Genomic DNA, 24,879 nt, shown 5'->3' with positions numbered 1-24,879 from the left:
TTTGGTGGTGCCTATGTTGTCAGTTTGGGTGAATGTTGATTGCGTCAGGCCGCGATGTTCGCGCCCGGCGTTGCAGTGAAACTGGCGAGGAAGGTGGGGACGTGCATGCCCCATCGGCCGGCGATCTTTGTCGCGCCTGGCACGCGGCCTTGGTCGAGCATGTACCAAGTCGTCTCTTTGGAGCGACCAAGGTATTTGCCGATATCAGCGGCGCCCCAAACGAATTCGTCGGGCATGGCCGCAAGCTTTGAGGGGTCGGATTTCACGGCGAGACTCCGCAAATGGTCTCGCCAGGGCATAAAAAAGCCGGAAGCGAGCCATGATGGCTTCTTGCTCCCGGCAGCATCTCGCTGTCGTCAAGGACCGCTACAGCATCCCGCTGCTGGTCCCGTAGAGAGTACGATCAAACGCAACAATATTGGCTAAAGCTTAATCAAATCCTACCAAACCCAGCCTAGCCGAACTTACCCTCCGCGGCGGCCAACTCAGCGGAGTCGTCCGCGCGCGGAAAAAGGTGGCCATATCGGTCGGCCGTCATCGTGATGCTGGAATGCCCCATCCGGTCCTGAACCTCCTTGAGATTCAATCCCAAGCCGACCGGCGGCCGATTGATGCACCAGCTAGCGAAGTAGTGGCGCAAAGCGTGTGTGCCGGAGTATTTCGCCTGAAGGATTGGCTTTCCGTCGTCGTCATGCTTGGGGGCGCCTTGATCATCGACATCGGGCACCGCCACGGCCGCGGCGAGCATGGTCGGGATCACTCCGCGTTTGACGATGTTGGAGTGGTTCTCGATGTTGCCCGAGCCGTTGGGAAAAACGTAGAGCAATTCCCGAATCGGTTCGCCACGCTCATCGCGCCGGCCAGTATTGCGGCGAGGGCAGGCCAATTTCCATTCTCGAAGGACAGCCAGTGTTTTCGGCGGAACCGGTACCGTCCGCTCACCGGCTTCAGACTTGGGTCGACCGATCTCATTGAAGGCATCGGCACGTTGGCGAACGTGGAGCTTGGCCTTCTTAAAATCAATGTCTTCCCAACGAAGCCCGCGCAATTCGGACGCGCGTAAACCACAGCGAATTGCCACGAGCATTAGAGGGCGCCAACGTCCGTCAACGGCTTTGAGAATCGAATCAATTTCCTCAGGGGTCGGAATGTCGACGCCGACTTTGAGCTTGCCCTTTGCGCGGCGCTCCGCCTGGCGCTGCTTGCCGCGCTTTCGGCCGGCGCGGAGACTGCGGACGACGTTTTGGCCGACTTGTCCACGCTCTTGAGCATCAGCGAGCAGCGCACCCAAGTCGCCAGTTACGCGCTTCACCATGTCGGCTGATCGTGGCTCGGCTTCGCCCTGGCCGGGGGCTGGAGTGCCTTTGCGGAGCTTGTCCTGCCAATCGCGGACGATCGCGATGGTGAGGGCGGACAGCTTTATGCCGCCGAGATACGGGCAAATGTGATCTCGAAAGTGCTGTTCGTAATTGTCGCGGGTGGTGCGTTCCAGATCCCCGCAGGCGTCGAGCCAAGCCCGTCCGGCCTCGGCGATGGTGATACTTTTCGAGTGGGGCACATGGACGCCTTTGGCCACGTCGACTCGCACCTGTGCGTGGAAGGCGTCCGCGTCTTTTTTGCGCTGGAAGAATTTCAGGTGCCGGCGGCGTTTGCCGCGGCTGTCCAGTTCGGGCGTGCTGTATTGGACCACGTAGGCTTGCCGAGACTCGCCGGCTTTGGTGGTCCACGTATGAGTTCGAACCGACATGCTGCGCCCCGTGCCCTGAGAACGAATAGGTCGGAGTTTACAGCAGGCGCAGCAAAGGCGCAATACGAGTGGAAATTATGTAGTATTTACAACGTGTGACATCGGATTTCGATTCCGAGGGTCGGAGGTTCGAATCCTTCCGAGCGCGCCAATCCTTTGGCGTTCCAGATATGTTCCAGAACGGCGCTGATGCCGCGCAGGCTCGCAAGGGCTTGCCGCGTCGGTCAGGCTGACGGGATACGGCTGTGCCGGCCGCGGGCCAGCGTATCCGAGGGTGCCTCGTGGAACGTCGCGCGGTAAGCCGCGGCAAACTCGCCCATGTGATGGAAGCCCTGCGCGCGCGCACACGTGGCGACGGTGGCGCCGCCGCCCTTGAGCAGGCGGGCGCGGGTCGCCCACAGCCGCTTGAGGCGAATGTACTGGTGCAGGCTCATGCCACGCACCTTGCTGACCGCGCCGCCGAGCGTCCGGATCGAGACGCCGAACTCGCCGGCGAGATCGGCGGTATAGATCGGCACGGTCGGATGGGCTGCGACGTAATCGTCGATCCGCTGCACCAGCTTGATCGAACGCTCGCCCTGGACCGAGGCGCTCCGATCCGACATCAAATCGATCCGAAACAGATCGTCGAGTGCGAGCAGCAGGCCCTCCTGCAGATGGGCCGCCGCCTCGGTGGTCTCGAACAGGAGCGGCTGCATTGACGCGGTTCGCAGGATGTCGAGCAGGAGCTGCCGCGTGTGGAGCAGGGCGGGCCGGCTCGCGACATGAGCCCGCAAATCGTCGGCGCGATCGAACCAGCCCCGGTCTTTCAGCTCGGGGGAGAAGATGATCATTGCATGATGATTGGTCTGAGGCTCGACGAAATGGCATTCATCGTTGCCGCGGAGCGTCACGAAGAAGCGCGCGTCGAGATCCAGGCCCTTGAAGTTGACCTGGAGGTCGTCGGTCATGGACAGGATCACCATTCCGCCCGGCATCCGATAGGCGGTGTCGAGGATGCGCGCGAACGATCTCATCATGATGATGCGGCACGCCGGCAGGGAGACGACGGCGCGGGCCGCGGCGAAGTTCGGAATGTCGAGCGGAATGCTTCTGGCGTCCTCCATCGTCTCGATCGGCCGAAACGCATCGACGTCGGCAAAGCCGATCAGTTGAAGGGCGGAGGACGGAGCGAGGGCGTCGAACAACATGGTCTGGCCGGCTGCTGAAATATGACAATCAAATGAAACGTCGATACACCGCCATCAATGGCGAAACATCGCGTTTCAGTAAACCGAATTTCAGGCCGTAGTATTGCGGACATCATGCCATGACGTCCGTCAGATCAATGCGACCGTCAACGTTCGCGGCTCATCGGCTGGCCGGAGGCTAGGTCGATGAAATGCAGCCGCGTGCAGGCGGGACAGGCGAAGGATGCAAAGCTCCGTTTCTCCTGTCTCAGCTGTTTCTCAAGATGCGTCTGTACGTTCATGCCCGTCTGAGGGCATCGAAAAACGATCAACTCCGCCATCACCGTAGAATGACGGTGCGGGCCGAATTCATCTTTGATCTGGATCAGTTTTGGAATTGCTCCAGGCCGGCGACGACTGCGCAAGGAATGATCTCGCAAAAGCGAAGGGGCCCCGAGGGCCCCTTCAGATGTTACCAGCGACGGTAGCGTGGGCCATAATAGCGTGGACCGTAACCGTAAGAGCGCGGCCCATAATACCGGGGGCCGTAATACGGCCGGGGCCCGTAATACCCATAGTAGTTCGGACGCCAAACGCAGCGCCCCCAGGCGTCGCAGACCATGCGGACCTGCTCGACGCCGGAGGCCTGCGGCGTCGCAGGCGCGGGCGCGATGGGCATGGCAGACGCCGCCGGCGATGTCGCCAAAGCGCCGAACATGGCACCGAACAAAGCTGCGGCGACGAGGCCGATCTTGAGATTCATGATGTCTTCCTCCGCTGACGCGATCCAGGATATCGAACTTGTTCTGATCAAATTGTGGCGGAACCGAAATGTAATGCTGATGAACAAATCTTCAGCCGGTCCGCCGCAGGCCTGACCTCAACCCCGCCAAACTATCCAGGTTCGCGCGAGTGGCCAATGCTGCGCCTGCGCTGCGATGGCCCCGCAGGACATCGATCCGGTTCTTGATCCTGCGCAATTCGCCGTCGGGGCTTCGTTCGTAGTCTTGTCGCGTGGCCAGTCCTTCCACGAATTCGAAGGGCAGGCTCACAGGTTGCTTGGAGCTGTGCAATGGACAAGATGAGATTAGACAAGGGCGGCTGGCTGGTCGTGTGCGATGGGCGCAAGGCGCTCATTCTGGAAAACCTCGGCGACGAGATGTTTCCGAACCTTCACACCAGGGAGGTGCACGAGCAGCCCAATCCCCTAACCAGCGCGCAAGGGAGCGCCGCGCCGGGCCGCCTGCATGCCGCTGCCGGCGGCGTGCGCAGCTCGGCCGAGCAGACCGATTGGCACGATGAGGCCGAGCGCGCCTTCCTGCGCAGCCTTGCCGGCCGGCTCGATGCGGCCGTCAGCTCTGGCGAGACCACGGCCCTGACCATGGTGGCCTCACCGCGCGCGCTCGGAATGATCCGCGCCGATTATTCGGACGTCATGCGCAAGGCGCTGCGGGGCGAGGTCGGCAAGGACCTCGTCAAGCTGCCGGTCTACGAGATCGAGAAGCAATTGCTGCTGTCGGGTGCCGCCAAATAGAGGCGTCCGCAGAGGCCGCGCCAGCGCCCCTCAGTAGCAGGGGTGCCGGCGGCGGTCCTGGCCGACATAGGCGGCCGCGCTCCGGTAGCAATGGTTGGTCGAGGGGCCGTCGTAAAAGGCGAAGGTACCGGGGGTGATGCCGGGGCCGTAATTGTGCAGATAGCTGATCGGGTAGGGCAGCGGATTGGCGTAATGGCGGTAGTGCCGGTGATGACCCCGCGCCTCCGCGAGGCCAGGGGCTAGGATTGCGGCCGACAGGGCAGCAACCGCGGCTACAAGCGTCAACTTGCTCATCTCGATTCTCCGGAACCCGCGCGAAGTGGTCAGCCATCTATAGCCACTTCGCACCTCCAGGGCACCCGTCCGGCGCCCGGAAATCGGGGCTGATCCCTCAGATTCCCGGGTGGGTGTGACAGAATTGCCCGACATGCGGTCGAAGGCTGCCCATTTTTGGCCTTTTCGGGATGCTTAACGAATTCCCCACACAAGTATGACCAAAGACTATTCGGTTAAGAATCCTGTTGCCGGCCTAGGGGCTCATTTCGCGGGTCCTTCGAGGCCGGTCCATTCCTGAAGGCTTTCGCCGTCACGCCGCCATGCGCATCACGCTTCTGAGCCTGCTGTTGCTCTGCCTCGCCGCCGCCACGCCGGCGCGGGCCGAGCTGCATATCACCCGCGACCACGGCGGCTATGTCGAGGAATACAAGACCAAGTACAAGCGCGTCCGCGAGAAGGGCGAGCGCGTTATCATCGACGGCATCTGCAACTCGGCCTGCACGCTGGTGCTCGGCATGGTGCCGATGAACAAGATCTGCGTGACCCCGCGGGCAAGCCTCGGTTTCCACCAAGCCTATTACGACAAGGCCTTCACCTTCGGCATCAAGGTCACCAGCTCCGAGGGCACGTCCGACCTGATGTCCTACTACCCCGACAAGGTGAAGGACTGGATCCGCCGCAATGGCGGGCTCACCACCGACATGAAAAAGATCAAGAACGGCGTCGAGCTCTGGAAGATCATCGACCCCTGTCCGGAAGAATGGTGAGCGGCTGAGCTGAGCCGTCATCGTCCGTCGCAGCGCAGCATCGTCCGCACGAAATTCGCATTGCCGCATAGCTGCCGGTGGGGCAATGAGGGCGGCAATGAACCATAATCAAGAAGCCCTGACCGCCCGCGCCGCGCCGATCCTGTTCGTCCTGCTCTGGAGCACCGGATTCATCGGCACCAAATACGTCGTCAACAATGCCGATCCCTTGACCTATCTCGCCATCCGCATGGCGATCGTGGTCGGCCTGATGGCGATCATCGCGGCGATCGCGCGGCCGAAATGGCCCGACAGCACCGGCATCGCGCACAGCGCGGTCGCCGGCATTCTCGTCCACGGCTTCTATCTCGGCGGCACCGCGATCGCGATCGCGCATTCGATCCCGGCCGGGCTCTCCGCCCTGATCCCGGGCCTGCAGCCGATCCTGACCTCGACCATCGCCAACCGCTGGCTCGGCGAGAAGGTGACGCCGGTGCAATGGGCCGGGCTCGTGCTCGGCCTCGGCGGCGTGGTGATGATCCTGCACAACCGTCCCATGACCGGTGAAGCCGGTCTCGGCTGGCTTGCCTCGGTTGTCTCCCTGATCAGCATCACCCTCGGCACGCTCTATCAGCGCCGCTACTGCAACCAGATCGACTGGCGCTCAGGCAATCTCGTGCAATATGTGTCCGTCACCATCTTCTTCGCGATCGGGGCCTTCCTGTTCGAAGACCGCGTGGTGCACTGGACGCGGGAGTTCGTGCTCGCGCTCGGCTGGCTCGCGGTGGCGCTCTCGATCGGATCGATCGGGCTATTGTACTGGCTGATCCGCCACGCCGCGGCGACCTCGGTCGCGAGCCTGTTCTATCTGGTGCCCGCCGTGACCGCGCTGATGGCTTATTTGCTGTTCGGCGAGAAGCTCGACGCGCTGGCGATTGCCGGCATGGGGATGTGCGCGGCCGCCGTGTTCGTCGTCAACAGGCGCTTCTAGGCGGAAGGAGCGGGCGACGGGATACATCCCTGACGTGTGCGGCAGGTTCGTGTTAGGCTGAACGCATTTCAGTTTCACATTCACACGGTGATTTCCATGAAGAAGGCGAGGCGCGCGCTGCTCGGCAGATCGTTGAAGCCGGTCCGGATTGCCTGCATCAACTACGCGGAGGAGATGATGAGCGACCGGATGATGGCCAAGCTCACAGCCGCGCTCCAGAAATGCTACGACGAGCATTTCCTCCCCGTCTGGGGCTACCCGGTCGATCTCGACGTCACCCGCAAGCCGAAGCCGACGGACTGGCAGCTCGTCTATTTCGACGACGCCACCCACAAGAACTTCCTCGGACGGCACGAGCTGACGCATCGGGGACAGCCGATCTCGAAGATATTCCTGAAGGCGCTGGGTGAGGACGATCCCGTCAGCCTGGCGGCATCGCATGAGCTGTTCGAGATGGTGCTGGACCCCATGGCCAATCTGTGGGCCGACAAGACCCGCCACACCCAATATGCCTACGAGGTCTGCGACGCCGTGGAGGAGGACTCTTTTCTCGTCAACGGCTTTCCGATGTCGAACTTCGTCTATCCGTCCTGGTTCGAGCCCTTCGAGCATCCCCGCGGCACCAAATTCGACCATATGGGATCGCTCAAAGCACCGTTCTCGATGACCGAGGGTGGCTACGTCATCAAGAAGGTCAACGGCAGGCGGCTGATCAAGCAGTTCGGCTCACCGGAAAAGCGGCGGCGCTTCAAGGCCGAGGACCGCCGCGGTCATCGCAGCGAATTCCGTGATCCGAAGGGAAAGCATCACCCGGGCCGGCGCGCATCCAAGCCGCGGGGGTAGGGTATCCCGGGAGCTTGTCTCCGGGCGCGCACGCACCCGGAGACAAGCTCGAGCGCCCCGATCAGCGCTTGGCCTTCCGAGCCTTCTTTTTCGACTTGGTGGCTTTCTTGGCCGCTTTGGCGGTCTTCTTCGCGGCCTTCTTTGCAGTTTTTTTGGTCGCTTTCTTGGTCGCTTTTTTCGACGACTTCTTTGCAGCCTTCTTCGAACTCTTCTTCGAGGCCTTCTTGGCCTTCTTCTTGGAAGCCTTCTTCGGCGCTACTTTTTTCGCGACCTTCTTGGCGGCTTTGACGGCGGTAACCGCCGCATCCTTGGTCGCTTCCACGGCTGTGGTGATCGTCTCCATCGCCTGTTCGGTGATCGGCTTATCGTCGTCCATGTCGTCCCCCGCGGTTTGATTGGCGCGATGACGATAGCGGGTTTCGAAATTGTGTCAAAGCAGCGCTCAACTTCTGCGGATCTTTGCGTAGGCGGCGAGCGCACGCTCGCGCCCTTTGGCATGATCGACGATCGGCTGCGGATAGGTCTTGCCGAGCGTGATGCCCGCGCTTGCAAGCTCGATCGGCGTGGCCTGCCAGGGCCGGTGGATCAGCTTGGTTGGCATGTCCTTCAACTCCGACACCCAGCGCCGAACGTAGGTTCCATCCGGATCGAACTTCTCGCCCTGGAGCTGCGGGTTGAACACGCGGAAATAGGGCGCCGCGTCGGCGCCGCAGCCGGCGACCCATTGCCAGTTAGCGGGATTGCTGCCGGCATCCGCATCGACCAGCGTGTCCCAGAACCAGGCTTCGCCCTCGCGCCAGTCGATCAAGAGGTGCTTGACCAGGAACGACGCCACCACCATCCGCACCCGGTTGTGCATCACGCCGGTGTGCCAGAGCTCGCGCAGTCCGGCGTCGACGATGGGGAAGCCGGTGTGCCCGCGCTGCCAGGCCGCAAGCGCTTTCTTGTCGCCCTTCCAGGGGAAGCCGTCGAAGTTCGTTTGCAGGTTTTCGGTGGCGAGGTCGGGATGGTCGTGGAGCAGGTGACGGCAGAATTCGCGCCAGCCGAGCTCGCTCAGGAACTTTTCGATACCGGGCCCGAGCGCCGGATCTTCATCTGCGGCAAAGCGCGCCGCGTGCCAGACCTGGCGCGGGCTGAGCTCGCCGAAGCGCAGATGCGGTGACAGGCTTGAGGTGCCGTCCCGATCCGGCCGGTCGCGCTCGCCGACATAGCGGCGCGCGGTGTGCTTGAGGAAATCGCGCAGACGCGCCCGCGCAGAGGCTTCGCCCGGGGTCCATGTCTCGCGCAGGCCACCCGCCCAATCCGGCCTGGTCGGTTCGAGCTGCCAGCTTTCCAGCTCATCGCTCGCAAGCCTCGGCGCAGGGCGCAGCTGCTTCGGTGCGGGCAAGGGCTTTGGCGGATCGCCGAGCGACAGCACGCGCCGCCAGAACGGCGTGAATACGCGCAAGCCCCGGCCTTCCTTGTTTCGGATGGCCGAGGGTGGGACGAGGAGATCGCCGGGGAAGGTTTGCGAGTCGATGCCGAGCTTTGCCAGTGCGGCTTCGAGCTGCCTCTCAACCGCCTGATGCGGCGCCTGCGCAATTCCATTCCAGTAAACGGCGCGGGCACCGCTTTCGCGGGCCAATTCGGAGATGACCTTGGCCGCCGGTCCCCTGCGCAGGACGAGCGATCCACCGCACGTGGCAATCTCGGCGCCAAGCGCCCGCAACGACTGCGCCAGCCACCAGCGCGCCGCGCTGCCCGGCGGGCGCCCGGCGGCCTCGTCGAGAACATAGAGGCAGACCACTGGCGCGCCGGTTTTCACGGCAGCATGGAGGGCGGGATGGTCGGACAGGCGAAGGTCATCGCGAAACCAGACGATGACAGGCGCGCTCGGCGTGGTCAGGGGCGTCCTCGTTTACACTTTGGAAAGCATGCCGCGTGCGGCGGTGTGAACCGCCGTTAATGGGACCGTAAGCGGGCTGCACGAATATGCAGGAATTACGGGGGTAGTTCCATCCATGTCCAAACTTTCGACGGCAAAACGCCTGCCGCAATTCAAGCTCGGCACCAAGGCGGTCCTGTGCGCCGTGCTGCTGATCGCCATGAACACCGCGCTCGTGGTCGGCGTCGGCTATTGGTCGCTGACATCCGCCTTCAATGACCGCGCATTGCGCGACATCGAGGTCAATCTGCGCACGCTGGCACTGGCCTTTACCGAGACCGTTCCGGCCGCCAAGATCACGATGAGGGATGGCACGGTCGCGCGCGCCGAGATCCCCAAGATGCCTGACTTCAGGGATCACGCCATCGTCGATCGCGCGGTGTCCTATGTCGGCGGCAATGCGACTCTGTTCGTGTTCGACGATGCGAGCGGGCAGTTCGTGCGACGCTCGACCAATGTGAAGAAAGAAAATGGCGATCGCGCCGTCGGCACCCAGCTTGCCGCGGACCATCCGGGGCAGGCACCGCTGCGCCGTGGCGAGGCCTATAAGGGACCGGCCACGCTGTTCGGCAAATCGTTCATGACCGCCTATTTCCCGATCGTGGACGGGGCCGGCAAGGTCGTCGGCATTCTCTATGTCGGAATCCCCATGGCCCAGTACGAGAGCATGCTGGCCCAGGCGATCGAGAGCATGGCGGCGGCCGCCGGCCTCGCCGCACTTCTGGTGCTGGTCCTGACCCTGCTGGTGGTCCGCCGCATCACCCGGCCGCTCACCTCGGTCACGCGCTCGCTCACCGCGCTTGCCAACGGCCAGAGCGACGTTGCGATCGAATGCGAGGATCGCGCCGACGAGATCGGCGAGATCGCCCGCACGGTCGCGGTGTTCAAGAGCAACTCGCTGGAGCGGGCGCGCATGCGCAGCGAGCAGGCGGCAGCCACGGCCGCGGCGGCCGAGCAGCGCAAATCCGACCTGCGCGGCTTCGTCGAGGAGTTCCGCGGCAGCGTCGGCGGCATCCTCGACAAGGTGCTGGCCTCGTCAGGCGAGTTCGAGCGCGCCGCGCGGCAGCTCACCGACGTCGCGCGCTCCACGGCCGACCTGTCGGCTCAGTCGGCGGGAGCGTCCGAAAACGCCTCCGAGCACGTGCGTTCGGCGGCGTCGGCCTCGGACGAACTGTCCCAATCGATCTCCGAGATCACGCGGCGCGTGCAGGAATCCAACCAGATTTCCGCCGAGGCGGTGCAGCAGGCCGAGGCGACCGATCAGCGCATCGCGCAGCTCTCCGAGGCGGGTGCGCGCATCGGCGACGTCGTCAAGTTGATCACCTCGATCGCCGAGCAGACCAACCTGTTGGCGCTGAATGCCACCATTGAGGCCGCGCGCGCAGGCGATGCCGGTCGCGGCTTCGCGGTGGTGGCCCAGGAGGTCAAGACGCTGGCCGGCCAGACCGCCAAGGCAACCGACGAGATCTCGAACCAGATCGCCAGCATGCAGCTTGCGACCGAGGAATCGGTCGTCGCCATCAAGGCGATCGGCCAGACCATCGAGCGCATCAGCGGCATCGCCGGCTCGATCTCGGCTGCGGTCGAGCAGCAGAAGAGCGCGACCCACAACATCGTGGCCAGCGTTCGCGCCGCGGTCTCAGGCACAGCCGATGTCGCCGTCAACGTCCGCCACGCCGCCAAGGGCGCCAGCGAGACCGGCGAGACCTCGAGCCGGATGTTTGCCTCAGCCCAGGCGCTGTCCGGCGAGAGCCTGCATCTGAAGGCCGAGGTCGACGGTTTTCTGGATCGCGTGCGGGCGGCTTAATTCGATGCAGTCATCCCGGGATGGTCCGAAGGACCAGACCCGGGATCTCGAGATTCTCAGGTGCGCAAGTGCGCACCATAGTTCGGTCCTGCGGACCGCCCCCGAATGACAGTGAGTTATTTCGGCTGCGGCACGATGCGGATGTAGGGCTTCGGCTCTTTCCAGCCCTGCGGGTAGATCGTCTTGGCCTCGTCGTTGGAGACTGAGCCTGCGATGATCACGTCCTCGCCCTGGCTCCAGTCGGCCGGCGTCGCGACGCGATGCTTGGCGGTGAGCTGCAGCGAGTCGATCACGCGCAGGATCTCCTGGAAGTTCCGGCCCGTCGTCATCGGATAGACCAGCACCAGCTTGATCTTCTTGTCCGGTCCGATGATGAAGACGTTGCGGACGGTCTGGTTGTCGGCGGCGGTGCGGGTGAGGGGATCGCCCGAGATCGCGGCCGGCAGCATGCCGTAGAGCTTCGAGACGTTGTAATCGGTGTCGCCGATCATCGGATAGTTCGGGGCCGCGCCTTGCGTCTCCTTGATGTCTTCCGACCATTTGGCATGGCGGTCGACGGGATCGACCGAGAGGCCCATCAGCTTGACGCCACGCTTGTCGAATTCCGGCTTCAGCTTGGCGAGCGCGCCGAGCTCGGTCGTGCAAACCGGTGTGAAGTCCTTGGGGTGCGAGAACAAGAGCGCCCAGCTGTTGCCGATCCAGTCGTGGAACTTGATCTTCCCTTCGGTGGTCTCGGCTTCGAAGTCGGGTGCGGTGGTGCCGATCGGAAGTGTCATGGTTCTACCTCATCGAATTGAATATACTGGAGAATTTGTCTCTGGCCGTCCCCCTCATTATAGGGGTCTTACAACGCCAAGTGAACGCCAACTGAACCGGTTCAAGTAAAATGTGAATTCCTTCCTTGAAGGGCTGATTTTCTAGCAACTTATTGTTACGGCCGCACCTGCGGCGAAACAGCTCCAACGGGGTCACACGGTCTCGCTCGCCCCGATAATGCCTTTTATGACTTCCATCACGCTCGCCCGGCGCGTCCTAGAACCAAAATGGTCCTGACAGCGACCAATTGGCAACCATCTGGAAAAGTCGCGATCCCCGTATCGAATCGTTAACCACCCCTTTACGCCGGCATGAAAATGCTGGCCGATCAGAAGAAATCTGGAAGTGAACTATGTCTGCCGCTGCGCCTAAATCTGCTGACTCGCCGTCCCTCGAACCGTCCTGCCGCGATACCGCGGCCCATGCACTCTCCATCGTGCGCGACGGCGTGATCACGGGCGAAGGCCCAACCACCAAGGGCCGGGTCCATTTCTCCCGCTCGCTCGATGTCGATGACACCGCCTGGTGCACGCGCATCCTCACCGCCACCGCCGTCAACGACCAGCCGGTCAGCCGCACCGAGGCCGAGGTCCTGTTCGAGATCAACGAGGCAGCGACCGAACGCACCGATGGCGGCCGCTTCGATGATTTGCTCGCCAAGGCGGTTGCCCACTATGCCGCAAGCGCCTCGGGCCTGAAGGTGCCGCCGCGCAGCGTCGCGCTGTCGGCCGATACAGAGATCGAGAGCTGGGCCCCGTCCTATGCCTCCAAGGTCAACAGCGAGATGCTGGAGTGGATCGCCGGCCAGATGCGCGGCAAGCGTCACAACAACCGCCGCCTGATGGCGATGGTGGCGACGTTCCTTGGCGCCACCGCGCTGCCCCTGGCGGGCCAATTGCCGAACGTGTTCGACATTGGGATGTAAAAATCTGGGCATGTAACAACCGAGACCTTTTCGCGCCCGTTCGGCGCGCGAGCGAAAGCGGCGGGGTTATTTCCCCGCCGTTTTTTGTTTGCCGCCGTCCGGCTCGAGGCCGAGCGTGCGGCCCGGGAAGCCGGCGGCGTCGAAATAGCGCTGGCTGCCGACGCGCTGGAAGTTCAGCACGGTGGTCAGGCCGCCCTCCGCGGGCTTGGACTTCATTGTGCCGGCATAAGCCTTCGGCACGGTGCCGTTCGGCATGGCTTCCGACATCACGCGGCCGGCCAGGTCTCCTTTCTGTGTCGCGCTTAGGCCCATCAGCCGGGCGGCCGTCATGCCGACGTCGGCATTGCTGACCGGCAGCTCGTCGACGAAGCCGGCTTTGAAGTCCGGGCCGATCGCCGCCATGAAGTTCATGGTGTCGCCGCGACTGAAGCTGCCATGCATGCCCTGGCCCTGGCGCAGCACAGTGTCGGCGACCTGTACCGAGCAATTGGTCGGCGCCTCGCCGCAATTGCTGGCATAGGAGCGGAAGTTGACGACGATCGACGGCGTCGGCGTCGCCGCCTTGCCGCGCAGATTGATGCTCGACAGCGGCAGGGTGCCGGGGAAGCGGCCGAGCGAGTCCTCGACGAACAGGCCGGAGACATAGTCCTGCGCGAGCAGCGCCTTGATGGTTTTGGCCGCCAGCTTCTTGTCCCTGTTCGGGAGATAGACGAGGTCCGAGCCGCCATTGGTGGCGACGACGAGGTCGGGCTTTTCCGGATCCTTGCCGAGCACGCCGTTGCCGGCCTTGGGATGCTTGTTGCCCTCGATCTTCGCGTTCTTGTCGTTGGGGTCGAACAGCGGCAGGTCGAGCGCCTTGGCGAGGTCGAGCGCCAGGAAGCCCATCGGCAGAAAGTCCTTCGGCGTGTCGTCATAGCTGACCTTGGCCGAGGGGCTGGTCTTGCTTTCCTTGGAGATGGTCGAGAAGCCGTGGTCGGCCGAGACGATGATGTTGGTCGAGGCCGCAAGCCCGAGTTCGTCCAGCGCCTTGCGAAGCTGGGCGAGGTTGGTGTCGGCGTTCTTGATGCCGGCCATCGAGGTCGGACCGTTGATGCCGGGCATGATCTGGTTGAGGCTGTCGCCGGTGTTGTGCTGGCTGCCATCGGGGTCGCGCGACCAGAACACCAGCACGAACGGCTTGTTGCGTGCCTTGAACATCGGCAGCACCACCTTGGCGGCGACGTCGGCGAAATAGGCCTGCTGCGCGACGTTGGCGGCGGTCGTGCCCGGCGTCTTGGCATCGCCCGCCTTGGAATTGTCGCCGCGCGGCGGCGTGGTGGTGGGCAGGCCGGCCTTGGTGAGCGCGTCCTTCACCTCGTCCGACAGCGCCACGCCGTTCTTGCCGCCGGTGGCGTCGTCGAACACGATCGAATGCAGGCCGGCTTTTTCGGGCTTGTCGGTGTGATCGAACTGATAGGTCGGACCGTGCTTGCCCAGCGCAGCGGTGCTGTACCCCTGGTCGCGGGCAAGCTTCAGGATGGTGTCCTCGTTGAGGTAGTTGCCCCTAAAATGCTCGTCGATGTCGCCGAGCACCGCATCGTTCTCGATGAAGGGCACCACAGTGTTGCCGGCGGGCACCGAGGTGTAGTTAGTCCAGATCGTGTTGGAGAACACGCCGGTGTCGCCGAGATAGTGACCGGTCGACATCGCCGAGCCGTTGGCCATGGTGAAGGTCGGGAAGAGCGAGTGCGAATTCTTGAAGTTGACGCCCTTGTCGCGGATTTCGGCCATGGCAGGTGCCGTGTCGGGGTTGACCTTCAGCGCGCGCAGACCGTCCGGGATGAACAGGATCAGATTGCGGGGCGTGTTGTTCTGGGCGGAGGCAAATCCGGTGGATAGCACTGTCAGTCCGGCGGACAGCAACACCAGTGAACGGCGCATCAAATCTCTCCCTGCGGTGAGGCGGCATGGCCGCAATCCGCGGCCCCCCAGCTTCGTTTAGTTTCGCTGCATGACGGCTTTGTTACAAGGCCCGTCGCCGATGCAAGAGGGTTGGGGGAGGGGGCTTGCTACTCCAATGTCCCGGACGCGGTGCGGAGCCGGAATCCAACTCGTAGGATGGGTAGAGCGAAGCGAAACCCATCACGCTTTTGTTGACGCGGATGCATGATGGGTTTCGCAAGGGCTCTACCCATCCTACGCTTTCGCAGACACGCCTTCGCATCCTCGCGGCGCATTTCGCCCGAGCTTTGCTTGTCGCCTCACCCTCAATTGAAAGAGGGCGCAGGGAAGGCCGGGAGCCGGTTGGCTCCCATCGACCGCCATGCCAGAGCAGATTGCGTGTGCTTCATGCATAGCGGGTAACAGGGCAACCGGAGCATCCCGGCCTTCCCTGCGCAGTGGGCTTACGGCTTATGTCGTGCTCTCCCCGGGGAGCGTTGCACTATTGCCCCCGTCGCCTTGCGGATGGCTGATGCGCGTGCCCGGTTGGGCCGCCACATCACCGCAAGACTTGGCGCACAGACCCCGGGCGCCAGGACGACACGATTTTGCCGTACGCGGATCACACCGGTCGTGTGCGCCAGGTGTTTCGCTCACGGTTGCCCGCCCTGCGAAATCCTTTGCGCCGATGTCACCTGCGTCCACCGCCGCCCGGCCCGCGTTCGTGACGATCGCGATACGCCCCTCTTCCTTGGGCCTGGTTGCCGCGACAAATATGTCATTTCCGAATTTCGGTAAAGTGGAATATTTTCGTCGCGGTGCGTTGACCGATTACTTGGGTGTTTTGCCCGTCGGGCAACGCAAGGGATTGTGGCCGGGACGTTCAATCCGTCGCGGTCTGCACCCGTGGTGCAGGGGTTTGCGCGGGCTTTGTTGCCCTCGGATGGCGGTCGACCCTGGCAAGATCGCGGCGGAGCGAGGATGGCGCTGCGTGCAGGGCAAACACGATCGCGATCTGCGTTCGGTTCGAAAGCCGGTATTTGCGCATGATGTTGCCGATATGCGCCCGCACCGTATTCTCTGAGATCTTGAGCTCGTAGGCGATATTCTTGTTCTGCATTCCCCGTGCGATCAACATCATCAGCTCGCGCTCGCGCGGCGTCGGTGTAATCGAGTCCTGCGGATCTCGGCTCATGGCTGGCTGCTCCCTGGACTGCGGGTTGACGTGGCCACTCCCAGCATGTTGTCACTCCGTCTTGAGCGCCTCGATCGGGCTGAGCTTGGACGCCTTGTGCGCGGGATAAAAACCGAAGATGAGGCCGGTCGCGATCGAGAAGGCGAGGGCAAGGCCGATCGCCTGACCGTCGATCGAGGTGACCCATCCTGCCATACGGGCCACCGTCATCGAGAGCGTGACGCCGCCGGCGACGCCGATGGCTCCGCCGAGCAGGCAGAGCACCAGCGCCTCGCAGAGGAATTGCAGACGGATGTCCCGCATCCGACCGCCCAGCGCGCGGCGGATGCCGATCTCCCGCGTACGCTCGGTGACCGACACGATCATGACATTCATGATGCTGATGCCGCCGACGAGCAGCGAAACCGAGGCGATGGCGACGAGCAGAAGCGCGACGGTGCGGATCGCTCCCTGCTGCGCTTCCATGGCGGCGGCCGGGTCCTGGACCTTGAAATCGTCCTCCTGGCCGGCGGGGACTCGGTGGCGTTGCCGCAGCAGGTTCTCGATCTCCGATCGTGACCCCGCCATCTGTCCGTCGCCGGCGACCTTGGCGATGATGTAGGCGACCGAATCCCGGTTGATGTTGCTGGCACTGCCGAGGAAGCGCAGCTTGGCGGTGGCGAGCGGCACGAAGGCGACGTCGTCCTGCGCGGGTCCCTTGCGATCAAGAACGCCGACCACCTCTAGCGGGACCTTCATGATCCGGATCTGCGCACCGATGGGGTCGTCGCCGGGCGCGAACAGCTCGCGTGCGACCGTGCTGCCGAGGATCACGACCTTGCCGGCTCCGGCTTCCTCGGTGCCAGAAAAATAGCGACCGGTCGCGAGCTGCCAGTCGCGCACCATGAAATGTCCCGTCGTCGTGCCGTTGATCGTCGTATTCCAGTTCTTGCCCTCGTGGATGACCTGCGCCGTTCCGGCGATCGAGCCGGCGGCGGCCTGAACTTCCGGAATCTGCTCGAGGATGGCCTGCACGTCACTCTCCGTCATCGTCAGCTTGCTGCCGTCCTTGAGACGTACGCCGCCCTGGTAGACCGCGCCGGGGGTGATCATCAGCACGTTGGCGCCGATCGAGCGGATCTGTTCCTGCAGGCGCAACTGCGCGCCGGAACCGATCGCAAACACCGTGACGATGGAGGCGACGCCGATCACGATGCCGAGCATGGTGAGGAAGCTGCGCAGCGGATTGAGCCTGAGGGCGTGCAGGGCGATCTGGAATCCCTGGAGCATCGTCATGGCGCAGCGCTCCGTTTCGGCAGGGCCGGCGCCGGCGTCTCGTCCGCGACGAGCTCGCCGTCATGCAGGTGGATCGTGCGGCGGCACTGCGCCGCGATGCCGGGATCATGCGTGATCATCACGATGGTCTGGCCGGTCCGGTTGAGGGCGGCGAACAGCGCCAGGATCTCGGCGCCGGTACGGCTGTCGAGCGCACCGGTCGGCTCGTCCGCGAGCACGATCAGCGGAGAGGCGATCAGGGCGCGCGCGATCGCGACGCGCTGCTGCTCGCCGCCGGAGAGCTGCCGCGGAAAATGATGGGCCCGGTGCAACATGCCGACGGCCTGAAGGCTCGCTTCCGCGCGCGCCAGGCGTTCCCGGCGACCGATGCCGCAATAGACCAGCGGCAGCGCGACATTCTCGATCGCATCGTGACGCGCGAGCAGATTGTAGGACTGGAACACGAAGCCGATGCTCCGGGCGCGCAAGGACGACCGGCGATCTTCCGAGAGATCGGCGACATCGGCCCCTTCGAGATAGACCGCGCCCTCGCTCGGCAGGTCGAGCAGCCCGATCATGTTCATCAGCGTCGACTTGCCGGAGCCGGACGGACCCATCACGGCGACGATCTCGCCTTGCGCGATGTCGAAGCTGACATTGCGGACGGCGGTGACCGCGACTCCGTCGGTGCGATAGGTCCTGCCGACCGACTGGAGGCTGATGAGCGGCGGGGACGCGGTCATGATCCGAACCTGATTCCGAGAAATTCCATGCCCGCGGGACGGATGGCCTGGCCGACGGCAACCTGGCTGCCCTCGTCGAGATCTCCGCTCTTGAGGGCGACTTGTTCGGTGCCGGCCGCGCCGACCGTCACCGCGATGCGCTGGAGCGAGCCGCTTGCGGTGCGCACCCACACCCCGCTGCGTGCGGCAGGATCCTGCCGCGTGCCGGAGGGCTGGAAGCGCAGTGCGGCGAGCGGCACCTTCAGAACATCGTCCTGCCGCTCGATCACGATCTTCACCAGGGCGGTCATTCCCGGGAGCAGCGCGCCGTCGAGATTGGAGGTCGCCAGGACCACGGTGTAGGTGACGACGTGCTGCTGGGTCTGCGGCGCCTTGCGCACCTGCCGCACCACCGCCTCGAAGCGGCGGTCGGGGTAGGCATCCACCGTGAAATGGGCGCGCTGGCCGGGGGCGATGCGGCCGATATCGGCTTCGTCGACCTGCGCGTGAATCTCCATGTCCTCCAGGCGGTGGGCCACCACGAAGGTGGTGCGCGATTCCAGTCCGACCGCGAGCGTCTGGCCCTCGTTGACGAACCTGCCGACGACGACGCCGTTGATCGGCGAGCGGATCACGGTGCGGTCGAGATCGGCCTGGGCCGCGGCGAGAACGGCTGCTTTCTCCGGCACAGCCATTCGTGCCTGTTGCAGCTCCGCCTCGATGCGGCGGACGTCGGCCTGTGCCCCCTCCACCGAATAGGAGTTGAGGGACATCAGGATCTCGGCCTCGCGCTCCTGGGCGAGGCGTGCGGTGAACTCGGTCTGCGCGTCGTCGACTGTCGTCGTCGCCACCACGTTCTGCGACTGCAGCGCCAGCTTCCGTTGCAAGGTCTTCTGCGCCGAGGTCTTGACCGCCTGGGCGCTCTCGAGCTTGGCGGCGAGCACGTCGCGGCTGCCTCTGGCGTTTTGCAGGTCGATCCTGGCGCGATCGAGCTTGGCCCTGGCGATGTCGACGAGCGAATTGGAGACGGCAAGGGCGGCCCTGGCTTCGTCGACCTTGGCCGCAAAGCTGCGCGGATCGATCAAGGCGAGCGGCTGATCCTTGCTGACGGTGTCGTTGAAATCGACATAGACCCGGGCGAGTTGCCCGGACAGCTGGGAACCGACCTCGATTGTCTTGACCGGCTGCAGGGCACCGGTGACCGTGACGGTCTGCTCGATGCTGCCGCGCTGGATCGAGGCGTAGCGGAACACGGGCGAATCGGATCCGAATGTCGGAGCTTCGCGTCCGGTGGGGACGAGCAGGCGCCTGGTCGATTCCAAGGCGTGCGCCGCCTTGTCCGTAGCCCTCCCGGCCGCGCCGGTGATGACGGCCGGCCCCACGGTGGTGACCGCGGCGAGGCTGCATGCAGTTCCAAGCAAGGCAATAATTAGCACAAATCGCATATCAAAACCCGCCTGGTTGAAATGGCTTCGTTGCGGCAGGAAAAAATGGCAAGCTCGCTATGGTTGTAAATTATCTAAGGTAGTATCGATTGTCAGTATGTCGTTCTCGTCGGGGCGACGGTCGGGTGCGCCTGATGATCCAGTAGTAAAGGCGCGGGGTGCGACTTTTCGTGATTTGCTGAAGATGCATACGAAGCGTATCGATATGACGCGCGCGGTATCGAACTCGATTAGCTGACTAAACGTCCCGTCTGCTCCGGCCGAAAGCGGCCGGCGCTCGGCGTTCGACTCGGCACATGAGTGGCGATGCCATGATGCAGTTGGCAATACCGCGATCACGCGACCGGACTCCACGCTACTGGACTCCACGACACCGGCTTGCCGCATTCTCGATATCGCACTCCGCCGCGATGCGGACGGAGGCGCGCTCAATTCCCTCCGATCACGAAGCCCGATATGTGAACGCCTTCACTCGTCACGAGCGGGTGTTGGCTCTAAGACGTCGAACCGGTGGACCGATGCGCTTCGCCCGGACCCCGCGAATTCACCCAAGCACCTTGTCTGCGCTTGCAAGAAGAATGGATGGCTCGATGCCTGCTCATCGAGCCCCAAGCCGGGGAGTCCGTTGCAATGGTTTCAGGTCAAGCCATAGTTTATGTCGTTGACGACGAGATTCAGATTCGAACTGCGATCGGAAATCTCTGCGAGGAGACCGGACACCAGGTGAAGTTGTTCGCCTCGACGGAAGAGTTCCTCGCGGAGAGTATTTCGCCCGGGCCGTCGTGCCTCGTGCTCGACGTCCGCTTTCCCGGCACGTCGCCGACCGGCCTCGAGCTTCAGCGCCGACTCGCCGAGACGGGCGTGCCCATTCCGATCGTCTTCATCAGCGGCCATTCCGACGTCCGCGTCTCGGTCGAGGCCATGAAGCGCGGCGCGGTCGAGTTTCTGCCAAAACCGTTTCGCGAGCAGGAGATTCTCGATGCGATCAGGCACGGCATCGAGCGCGACCGCAGGCGGCTGGAACGCGAGGATATCGTGCGTGAAGCCCGTCAGCGCGTCGAGACGCTGACGGCGAGAGAGCGCGAGATCATGCTGCTGATGGCCGAAGGGCTGGTGGCCAAGCAGATCGCGGCGAGGCTCGGCGTGAGCGAAGTGACGGCGAAGGTCCATCGCGCCAGGATGATGCGAAAGCTGGAGCTGCGTACGCCGATCGAAGTGGTGCGGCTGATCGACAGCATGGGGCGCGAAGCCGAGACGATTCGCGCGGGCGCGGGATAGCAGCTGTTTCTGCGCTTCGATGTGCCGACATCTCGCGCAACGTCTAGTCCGTACCGATTAGCATGAACTGCAGTCTGTCGCGCAGGCCACGATCGGTTCACAGTATCCCTACGATGTCGGCCTCTTCCAAGACGGCATCCATACTCAGTCAGACAACTTGGTCAGAAAGGGATACTCCATGCGTAAATTGTTTTTTGCTTCCGTTGCATTGTTCGCCCTGTCCTCCGCGGCGCAGGCCGCCAACACCTCGACCACGGTGCAAGTCGGCGTCGTGAACGGCTCGTCCGTCACGCAGAACGGCCTCACCAACGACAGCTCGTCGACCAGCCAGCTCGGCATCGTGAACACTGCGTCCACGATGCAGGGGACCGGCGCTGCCTCGCTCAACAACGGCAGCACGGTGAACCAGGTCGGCGTGCAGAACTCGGCGACCACCGGCCAGGTGGCGTTCGGCAACAACACCAGCGCGATCACCCAGAACTCGTTCGGGCCCCCCGCGCTGCAGAACAACGCCGCCGGCGTCGGCCAGCTCAGCGTGTTCGGCGTCAACGGCAGCACCGTCTCGCAGACGGCGCACTGACACACAGCCCCGTTTGGCCGGACGCATCCAGTTGCGGTTGCGTCCGCGCCATTCTCGAATGCACCGCAATCCGGCCGGCCGATCAATTGCGATGGCCCGCCCATTGTCGCGGAGGAAATGACATGCGGATCACCTATTTCATTGCAACTTTCGTGGCGCTCGGTGCGCTGACGGCCGCCGATGCAAATGCCGGCAACACCGCCAGCGTGCTGCAATTCGGAACGACCAACACTTCGTTCATTTCGCAGAGCGGCGGCACCAGCAACAACGCGACCACGATGCAGTTCGGCGCCACCAATACGGCGACCACCTTGCAGACGGGCTCGCTCCTGACCGTCAACAATTCGGTGATCGGGCAGGGCGGCACGACCGCGACGGCGTCCAACACCGCGCTGGCCGGCCAGGTCGGCGGCTTCAATTCGAGCCTGATCGGCCAGATCGGTGCGAACAATGCCGCCGGAGTTGGTCAGCTCGGAATCCTGAACGGCTCGACGATCATCCAGCAGGCTCCGTGAGCCGACCGAACTGACGAGGCATGTCATGAAACATCATTTGGGACGCGCGGGCGCCGTCGTGCTCGCTCTGTGCTCGGCGGGCACCGGATCAGCCGGTGCCCAGACCGCCGACATCAAGACCATTGTCTCTGTCGGCGGGCCGCCCGTGGTGCTGAACCAGAACAGTCAGCTCAACATGGCGGGCGTGTTCATGATCGGCGGCAGCACCAGCGCGACAGTGACGCAGAACGGCACCAACAATGCCACGGGCGTCCTGCAATTCGGCGGAACGAATTCCGCATCGATCGGGCAGGCCGGAACGAACAATCTCGCGTTCGTTGGTCAGACCGGCCAGTCGGCGACGAGCCTGATATCGCAGCTCGGCACGATGAATGCAGGCACGGTGGCGCAATTCGGCGCGATCAACACCTCGACGATCGTCCAGACCGGCCCGTAAGACGCGAGCGAACGCGCCGGTGTCAGGAACGAACGGGGAAGCGCGATGCGATGCGGACAGATCTTGAGGCACGTGTTGGCCGTGGCGGCGATGCTCGCCGCCATCGGCACGGCGACGCAGGCGAGCGCCGGCTCCGTCCAGCGCAGCGTGACGAACCGGAATGTGACCATTGAAACCGTCGTGCAGTTCGGCAACGATGTTCAGCCTGTGACGATCGAAGAGAACAGCCGCATCAATATCGCGCGGGTGATCCAGATCGGCGGCACCGGGACGGTGGATGCGACCATCATCCAGAACGGCACGCGCAACTATGCCAATGTGATCCAGGTGGGCGGCACCACCAATGCGATCATCGGTCAATCCGGTGCGAGCAACACCGCCGAGATCACCCAGATCGGCAATTCCACCAACGCGCTCCTGCTCCAGATCGGAGACATGAATACAGGAGCCGTAAGGCAGTTCGGGCGTTTTAACTGGCTGGCGATCTTTCAGTTCGGCCGATGATGGAGGTGTGACATGAGATTGCTCCGGCTCGCATCCGGAATAGGACTCATGAGTGTGGTCGCGACGGCGCCGGCCGGCGCTGCCGACGGTCACACCACGGTGGTCCAGGACGAGAACGGCACCTCGGTGATCACGCAGAGCGGCGATCCCCCGCAGGCCGAGGTCAAAATCGAGAAGGAGCCCGGGCGCACGACGGTCTATCGGCGCAGTGGTGGCAACACCGCCATCGTGACGCAGGGCACCGGCAACGCGCAGGACTTGCTTGACTGGCTGCGCAAGCAGCAGGGCCGTTGACGCACGAAGGCCCACCGTCCGCGAAGGACGGTGGGCCTCGCCGCGAGCGGGCCTTACCAGCGATAGCCGCCGGTCAGCGTGCCGTTGTTGTTGCCGTCAGGGCCGACGTCGCCCTGTGTCGAGCTCGGGGTCGGATGGTTGGTGCCGTTGAGCGCACCATAGGGCCCAGCGACATCGGGATAATACGCGCGCGGCTGAACCGGCTCGTAGGTGGGCGCGGTGCGGTCCCACCCCACGCGCGGTCCGTTCCAATCATAGCCCTGCGCCGAGGCAGCCGCAGTGCCGGCGACGAGTGATGCCGTGATCAGGCACAGGAGTTTTGACTTGTTCTGCATTGGAGATGCTCCTTGCTTGTGTCGGGGGCCAACGGTTGCACTGCGGGAGCGTTCCGGGATGCGCTCGGCGGGAGCAATCAACTCCGATCAACTGGTTATGAAGCGCGGGCCGCGGAACGAAGTGCCTGAAATGAGCCGGGAATTCCGGGCGTCTTGCCGCACCTGTTCCCCGGTTAAGCCCGTGCCTTAACCAATAATTAATTATACGTTTGCGGGTGGGCGACGGCCCGGCCTAGCGTAGCGGCGGGGAGCCGCTATCGCTTAAGCCAAACGAGTTGGTGCGTATCATGATGTCCAGATCCCATGCGGCGCTATTCGCCTCGCTCAGCGCAGCCGCGCTGCTCCTTAGCCCCACTGACAGTTTTGCCAGACCCGGCGGCGCCGCGCCGCATGGGGTGACCGCTGCGCCTTCCGGCGCGATGGCGCGTGCGCCGATGGGGCCGGGAGCCCGGTTCCACCGGCGGAATAACCCCTTCGTGTACTGGCCGGGCGGCGGCGGGTTCTTCTACGACGGCGCCGGCTACACTCAGCCCTTTGGCGATGCCGGGCAGCCGGTCTCTACCGACGTGCGCTACACCTACACCTATGATGTCCCCTGGGACTGGTCGCATCGCTTCCCGCCGAACGTGGTGCCGTCCGACCGGCCCTATGTGCCGAGCTGCCCGACGGAGCAGGTGACGGTGCCCGGCCGTGGCGGCAGCGAGCACACCGTCAACATCACGCGCTGCTACTGAGTTTTAGCCTAGCTCGAAGCTGGTCACGCCGAAGACGCGGTCGATGCGCAGCGGCGGGATCGCTCCCGTGTACATCCGCGCCGTCTCGAACACCGGCTTGAGACCAAGTGCTTCCGCGAGCGCGATCGCCTCGCGATTGACGGCGGGGACGTCGAGGAAGATTTCGCCGACATCGGCGCTCGCAAGCAAAGCCTGCACGATCGCCTCCGCCGCCGCGCGGTCGTCGGCGACGAGCGGGCCGATCTTGCAGCCGGTCCGGCAGGGCCGGATCACGCCCCATGCGGCGAGCTTGCCGTCGCGCATGAGGGCGCGGCCGACATGGCCTGATGTATCGATCCAGGCGCGCAGGAAGGCGCTGCGCCGGGCCGGGAAGACGGCGGCGTCGTCGGCCTCCACAAGCGCAAACGGAATCGTGTTCAGCGCAACCACGTCAGTGGGCGGCCTCGAGCGCGCTGCGACGATGCCGCCATAGCGGATGTTGGCATAGGCCAGCTGGAAGCCGGACTTCCTGTAATTGTCCTGCTGCGCCACGACGCCGTCGAGCCCGATCACGCGCGCGCCCGCATCTGCGATCGCCGCGTTCCAGATGCGCAGGCCATGGCCCGCGCCGCGAAAACTATCGCGCACGATGTAGAAGCCGAGGAAGGCGAAGCGATCATCGTAATTGACGCAGGAGACGGTCGCCACCGGCTCGCCATCGATCTCGCCGACGAAGAAACCTTGCGCGTCGGGAACCGCGAAGCAGGCGGCATCGCCGTGGCCCGGATTCCAGCCTTCGGCCGCGGCCCAGTCGATGGCGAGGGAGATCTCCTCGGGGCGCAGATTGCGGATCAGCAAATCACTCATCTCGGGTTGCTCATGATGGATGCCTTCGACCATGGACCTGCCG

Annotated in this window: 29 protein-coding genes; 13 read left to right on the top strand and 16 right to left on the bottom strand. The window is 63.8% G+C overall.

Features of this window, described 5'->3' with window-relative positions; translation table 11 throughout:
- Positions 1-44: 44 nt before the first annotated feature.
- From GA0061098_RS15560 to GA0061098_RS15540, 5 genes are all read right to left on the bottom strand, one after another.
- Complete coding sequence (locus GA0061098_RS15560) at positions 45-266, bottom strand: hypothetical protein (RefSeq protein WP_091957280.1); 222 nt, start codon at positions 264-266, stop codon at positions 45-47.
- Between the two features lie 188 nt (positions 267-454).
- Entirely contained in the window at positions 455-1,747 is a 1,293-nt protein-coding gene (locus GA0061098_RS15555) for a tyrosine-type recombinase/integrase (RefSeq protein ID WP_091957277.1), read from the bottom strand.
- 224 nt (positions 1,748-1,971) lie between these two features.
- Positions 1,972-2,937, bottom strand: a complete 966-nt coding sequence (locus GA0061098_RS15550) for an AraC family transcriptional regulator (RefSeq protein ID WP_165637384.1) — start codon at positions 2,935-2,937, stop codon at positions 1,972-1,974.
- A gap of 146 nt (positions 2,938-3,083) precedes the next feature.
- A complete protein-coding gene (locus GA0061098_RS15545) occupies positions 3,084-3,341 on the bottom strand; it encodes a hypothetical protein (protein ID WP_165637371.1) in 258 nt (85 codons plus the stop codon).
- Between the two features lie 47 nt (positions 3,342-3,388).
- Positions 3,389-3,679 carry a hypothetical protein gene (locus tag GA0061098_RS15540; protein ID WP_091957272.1) on the bottom strand — a complete coding sequence of 97 codons (291 nt, stop codon included), beginning with the start codon at positions 3,677-3,679 and terminating at the stop codon, positions 3,389-3,391.
- 309 nt (positions 3,680-3,988) lie between these two features.
- Here GA0061098_RS15540 and GA0061098_RS15535 point away from each other — a divergent pair, with 309 nt between their 5' ends.
- Entirely contained in the window at positions 3,989-4,450 is a 462-nt protein-coding gene (locus GA0061098_RS15535; RefSeq protein WP_091957269.1) for a host attachment protein, read from the top strand.
- A gap of 30 nt (positions 4,451-4,480) precedes the next feature.
- Here GA0061098_RS15535 and GA0061098_RS15530 read toward each other — a convergent pair whose 3' ends face one another.
- Entirely contained in the window at positions 4,481-4,744 is a 264-nt protein-coding gene (locus GA0061098_RS15530) for a hypothetical protein (protein ID WP_091957266.1), read from the bottom strand.
- A 302-nt stretch (positions 4,745-5,046) separates the two neighbouring features.
- Between GA0061098_RS15530 and GA0061098_RS15525 the strand changes: the two genes are divergently transcribed.
- The 3 genes from GA0061098_RS15525 (at position 5,047) to GA0061098_RS15515 (ending at position 7,306) form a co-directional block, all read left to right on the top strand.
- Complete coding sequence (locus tag GA0061098_RS15525; protein WP_091957264.1) at positions 5,047-5,493, top strand: hypothetical protein; 447 nt, start codon at positions 5,047-5,049, stop codon at positions 5,491-5,493.
- A gap of 97 nt (positions 5,494-5,590) precedes the next feature.
- Positions 5,591-6,463 (top strand): DMT family transporter, encoded by an 873-nt coding sequence (locus tag GA0061098_RS15520; RefSeq protein ID WP_091957261.1) that lies wholly within the window; start codon positions 5,591-5,593, stop codon positions 6,461-6,463.
- 96 nt (positions 6,464-6,559) lie between these two features.
- A complete protein-coding gene (locus GA0061098_RS15515; RefSeq protein WP_165637383.1) occupies positions 6,560-7,306 on the top strand; it encodes a hypothetical protein in 747 nt (248 codons plus the stop codon).
- Positions 7,307-7,367: 61 nt separating this feature from the next.
- Here GA0061098_RS15515 and GA0061098_RS15510 read toward each other — a convergent pair whose 3' ends face one another.
- Together GA0061098_RS15510 and GA0061098_RS15505 are read right to left on the bottom strand one after the other, a co-directional pair.
- Entirely contained in the window at positions 7,368-7,682 is a 315-nt protein-coding gene (locus tag GA0061098_RS15510) for a histone (RefSeq protein ID WP_091957255.1), read from the bottom strand.
- 66 nt (positions 7,683-7,748) lie between these two features.
- Positions 7,749-9,140 (bottom strand): cryptochrome/photolyase family protein, encoded by a 1,392-nt coding sequence (locus tag GA0061098_RS15505; protein ID WP_245323379.1) that lies wholly within the window; start codon positions 9,138-9,140, stop codon positions 7,749-7,751.
- A gap of 166 nt (positions 9,141-9,306) precedes the next feature.
- On the opposite strand from GA0061098_RS15505, the gene GA0061098_RS15500 reads away from it, so the two are divergent.
- Positions 9,307-11,037: a methyl-accepting chemotaxis protein gene (locus GA0061098_RS15500; protein WP_091957250.1), complete on the top strand. Its 1,731-nt coding sequence runs from the start codon at positions 9,307-9,309 to the stop codon at positions 11,035-11,037.
- A gap of 116 nt (positions 11,038-11,153) precedes the next feature.
- On the opposite strand, the gene GA0061098_RS15495 is transcribed toward GA0061098_RS15500, so the two are convergent.
- Positions 11,154-11,813: a peroxiredoxin gene (locus GA0061098_RS15495; protein ID WP_091957247.1), complete on the bottom strand. Its 660-nt coding sequence runs from the start codon at positions 11,811-11,813 to the stop codon at positions 11,154-11,156.
- Between the two features lie 392 nt (positions 11,814-12,205).
- Between GA0061098_RS15495 and GA0061098_RS15490 the strand changes: the two genes are divergently transcribed.
- Entirely contained in the window at positions 12,206-12,778 is a 573-nt protein-coding gene (locus GA0061098_RS15490; RefSeq protein ID WP_165637382.1) for a hypothetical protein, read from the top strand.
- Between the two features lie 66 nt (positions 12,779-12,844).
- Here the strand turns inward: GA0061098_RS15490 and GA0061098_RS15485 are convergent, their stop codons facing one another.
- The 5 genes from GA0061098_RS15485 to GA0061098_RS15465 all read right to left on the bottom strand — a co-directional run bounded on the left by GA0061098_RS15485 (position 12,845) and on the right by GA0061098_RS15465 (position 19,314).
- Positions 12,845-14,698: an alkaline phosphatase family protein gene (locus tag GA0061098_RS15485; RefSeq protein ID WP_091957245.1), complete on the bottom strand. Its 1,854-nt coding sequence runs from the start codon at positions 14,696-14,698 to the stop codon at positions 12,845-12,847.
- Positions 14,699-15,581: 883 nt separating this feature from the next.
- On the bottom strand, positions 15,582-15,893 hold the full coding sequence (locus tag GA0061098_RS15480) for a response regulator transcription factor (protein WP_091957243.1): 312 nt from the start codon (positions 15,891-15,893) through the stop codon (positions 15,582-15,584).
- Positions 15,894-15,944: 51 nt separating this feature from the next.
- Positions 15,945-17,168: an ABC transporter permease gene (locus GA0061098_RS15475; RefSeq protein WP_091957240.1), complete on the bottom strand. Its 1,224-nt coding sequence runs from the start codon at positions 17,166-17,168 to the stop codon at positions 15,945-15,947.
- A complete protein-coding gene (locus GA0061098_RS15470) occupies positions 17,165-17,890 on the bottom strand; it encodes an ABC transporter ATP-binding protein (RefSeq protein WP_091957238.1) in 726 nt (241 codons plus the stop codon). The genes GA0061098_RS15475 and GA0061098_RS15470 overlap by 4 nt, the downstream gene beginning before the upstream one ends.
- Positions 17,887-19,314, bottom strand: coding sequence for an efflux RND transporter periplasmic adaptor subunit (locus GA0061098_RS15465; protein ID WP_091957235.1), 1,428 nt, complete (start codon positions 19,312-19,314; stop codon positions 17,887-17,889). Before GA0061098_RS15465 ends, GA0061098_RS15470 begins: the two co-directional genes overlap by 4 nt.
- A gap of 630 nt (positions 19,315-19,944) precedes the next feature.
- Here GA0061098_RS15465 and GA0061098_RS15460 point away from each other — a divergent pair.
- The 6 genes from GA0061098_RS15460 to GA0061098_RS15435 all read left to right on the top strand — a co-directional run bounded on the left by GA0061098_RS15460 (position 19,945) and on the right by GA0061098_RS15435 (position 22,921).
- Positions 19,945-20,592, top strand: a complete 648-nt coding sequence (locus GA0061098_RS15460) for a response regulator transcription factor (protein ID WP_091957232.1) — start codon at positions 19,945-19,947, stop codon at positions 20,590-20,592.
- A 178-nt stretch (positions 20,593-20,770) separates the two neighbouring features.
- Positions 20,771-21,172 carry a curlin subunit CsgB gene (locus GA0061098_RS15455; protein ID WP_091957229.1) on the top strand — a complete coding sequence of 134 codons (402 nt, stop codon included), beginning with the start codon at positions 20,771-20,773 and terminating at the stop codon, positions 21,170-21,172.
- 122 nt (positions 21,173-21,294) lie between these two features.
- The gene (locus GA0061098_RS15450) at positions 21,295-21,687 is read left to right on the top strand and encodes a curlin (RefSeq protein ID WP_091957226.1); all 393 of its coding nucleotides are present in this window, start codon (positions 21,295-21,297) and stop codon (positions 21,685-21,687) included.
- Between the two features lie 25 nt (positions 21,688-21,712).
- Complete coding sequence (locus GA0061098_RS15445; protein ID WP_091957223.1) at positions 21,713-22,123, top strand: curlin; 411 nt, start codon at positions 21,713-21,715, stop codon at positions 22,121-22,123.
- 72 nt (positions 22,124-22,195) lie between these two features.
- On the top strand, positions 22,196-22,627 hold the full coding sequence (locus GA0061098_RS15440; protein ID WP_283807995.1) for a curlin: 432 nt from the start codon (positions 22,196-22,198) through the stop codon (positions 22,625-22,627).
- A gap of 12 nt (positions 22,628-22,639) precedes the next feature.
- A complete protein-coding gene (locus GA0061098_RS15435; protein WP_091957218.1) occupies positions 22,640-22,921 on the top strand; it encodes a hypothetical protein in 282 nt (93 codons plus the stop codon).
- A gap of 53 nt (positions 22,922-22,974) precedes the next feature.
- Here the strand turns inward: GA0061098_RS15435 and GA0061098_RS15430 are convergent, their stop codons facing one another.
- Complete coding sequence (locus GA0061098_RS15430; protein ID WP_091957215.1) at positions 22,975-23,256, bottom strand: hypothetical protein; 282 nt, start codon at positions 23,254-23,256, stop codon at positions 22,975-22,977.
- Positions 23,257-23,543: 287 nt separating this feature from the next.
- Here GA0061098_RS15430 and GA0061098_RS15425 point away from each other — a divergent pair, with 287 nt between their 5' ends.
- The gene (locus GA0061098_RS15425) at positions 23,544-23,990 is read left to right on the top strand and encodes a hypothetical protein (protein WP_165637381.1); all 447 of its coding nucleotides are present in this window, start codon (positions 23,544-23,546) and stop codon (positions 23,988-23,990) included.
- A 3-nt stretch (positions 23,991-23,993) separates the two neighbouring features.
- On the opposite strand, the gene GA0061098_RS15420 is transcribed toward GA0061098_RS15425, so the two are convergent.
- Positions 23,994-24,836: a GNAT family N-acetyltransferase gene (locus GA0061098_RS15420; RefSeq protein ID WP_091957787.1), complete on the bottom strand. Its 843-nt coding sequence runs from the start codon at positions 24,834-24,836 to the stop codon at positions 23,994-23,996.
- Positions 24,837-24,879 lie beyond the last annotated feature (43 nt).

Origin of the sequence: Bradyrhizobium shewense (genome assembly GCF_900094605.1) — a bacterium.
In the GTDB taxonomy this organism is placed as follows: domain Bacteria; phylum Pseudomonadota; class Alphaproteobacteria; order Rhizobiales; family Xanthobacteraceae; genus Bradyrhizobium; species Bradyrhizobium shewense.
The sequence above is the reverse complement of the archived record's forward strand: the minus strand, read 5'-3'. Positions and strand labels throughout refer to the sequence as shown.

What these genes read in the sequence shown, in the direction of transcription:
- GA0061098_RS15485 (WP_091957245.1), bottom strand. Translation starts at nt 14,698, where the DNA reads ATGCGCCGTTCACTGGTGTTGCTGTCCGCCGGACTGACAGTGCTATCC.
- GA0061098_RS15540 (WP_091957272.1), bottom strand. Translation starts at nt 3,679, where the DNA reads ATGAATCTCAAGATCGGCCTCGTCGCCGCAGCTTTGTTCGGTGCCATG.
- GA0061098_RS15520 (WP_091957261.1), top strand. Translation starts at nt 5,591, where the DNA reads ATGAACCATAATCAAGAAGCCCTGACCGCCCGCGCCGCGCCGATCCTG.
- GA0061098_RS15535 (WP_091957269.1), top strand. Translation starts at nt 3,989, where the DNA reads ATGGACAAGATGAGATTAGACAAGGGCGGCTGGCTGGTCGTGTGCGAT.
- GA0061098_RS15420 (WP_091957787.1), bottom strand. Translation starts at nt 24,836, where the DNA reads ATGAGTGATTTGCTGATCCGCAATCTGCGCCCCGAGGAGATCTCCCTC.
- GA0061098_RS15450 (WP_091957226.1), top strand. Translation starts at nt 21,295, where the DNA reads ATGCGGATCACCTATTTCATTGCAACTTTCGTGGCGCTCGGTGCGCTG.
- GA0061098_RS15550 (WP_165637384.1), bottom strand. Translation starts at nt 2,937, where the DNA reads ATGTTGTTCGACGCCCTCGCTCCGTCCTCCGCCCTTCAACTGATCGGC.
- GA0061098_RS15515 (WP_165637383.1), top strand. Translation starts at nt 6,560, where the DNA reads ATGAAGAAGGCGAGGCGCGCGCTGCTCGGCAGATCGTTGAAGCCGGTC.
- GA0061098_RS15425 (WP_165637381.1), top strand. Translation starts at nt 23,544, where the DNA reads ATGATGTCCAGATCCCATGCGGCGCTATTCGCCTCGCTCAGCGCAGCC.
- GA0061098_RS15555 (WP_091957277.1), bottom strand. Translation starts at nt 1,747, where the DNA reads ATGTCGGTTCGAACTCATACGTGGACCACCAAAGCCGGCGAGTCTCGG.
- GA0061098_RS15445 (WP_091957223.1), top strand. Translation starts at nt 21,713, where the DNA reads ATGAAACATCATTTGGGACGCGCGGGCGCCGTCGTGCTCGCTCTGTGC.
- GA0061098_RS15430 (WP_091957215.1), bottom strand. Translation starts at nt 23,256, where the DNA reads ATGCAGAACAAGTCAAAACTCCTGTGCCTGATCACGGCATCACTCGTC.
- GA0061098_RS15490 (WP_165637382.1), top strand. Translation starts at nt 12,206, where the DNA reads ATGTCTGCCGCTGCGCCTAAATCTGCTGACTCGCCGTCCCTCGAACCG.
- GA0061098_RS15530 (WP_091957266.1), bottom strand. Translation starts at nt 4,744, where the DNA reads ATGAGCAAGTTGACGCTTGTAGCCGCGGTTGCTGCCCTGTCGGCCGCA.
- GA0061098_RS15495 (WP_091957247.1), bottom strand. Translation starts at nt 11,813, where the DNA reads ATGACACTTCCGATCGGCACCACCGCACCCGACTTCGAAGCCGAGACC.
- GA0061098_RS15510 (WP_091957255.1), bottom strand. Translation starts at nt 7,682, where the DNA reads ATGGACGACGATAAGCCGATCACCGAACAGGCGATGGAGACGATCACC.
- GA0061098_RS15455 (WP_091957229.1), top strand. Translation starts at nt 20,771, where the DNA reads ATGCGTAAATTGTTTTTTGCTTCCGTTGCATTGTTCGCCCTGTCCTCC.
- GA0061098_RS15460 (WP_091957232.1), top strand. Translation starts at nt 19,945, where the DNA reads ATGGTTTCAGGTCAAGCCATAGTTTATGTCGTTGACGACGAGATTCAG.
- GA0061098_RS15525 (WP_091957264.1), top strand. Translation starts at nt 5,047, where the DNA reads ATGCGCATCACGCTTCTGAGCCTGCTGTTGCTCTGCCTCGCCGCCGCC.
- GA0061098_RS15470 (WP_091957238.1), bottom strand. Translation starts at nt 17,890, where the DNA reads ATGACCGCGTCCCCGCCGCTCATCAGCCTCCAGTCGGTCGGCAGGACC.
- GA0061098_RS15475 (WP_091957240.1), bottom strand. Translation starts at nt 17,168, where the DNA reads ATGACGATGCTCCAGGGATTCCAGATCGCCCTGCACGCCCTCAGGCTC.
- GA0061098_RS15480 (WP_091957243.1), bottom strand. Translation starts at nt 15,893, where the DNA reads ATGAGCCGAGATCCGCAGGACTCGATTACACCGACGCCGCGCGAGCGC.
- GA0061098_RS15435 (WP_091957218.1), top strand. Translation starts at nt 22,640, where the DNA reads ATGAGATTGCTCCGGCTCGCATCCGGAATAGGACTCATGAGTGTGGTC.
- GA0061098_RS15500 (WP_091957250.1), top strand. Translation starts at nt 9,307, where the DNA reads ATGTCCAAACTTTCGACGGCAAAACGCCTGCCGCAATTCAAGCTCGGC.
- GA0061098_RS15465 (WP_091957235.1), bottom strand. Translation starts at nt 19,314, where the DNA reads ATGCGATTTGTGCTAATTATTGCCTTGCTTGGAACTGCATGCAGCCTC.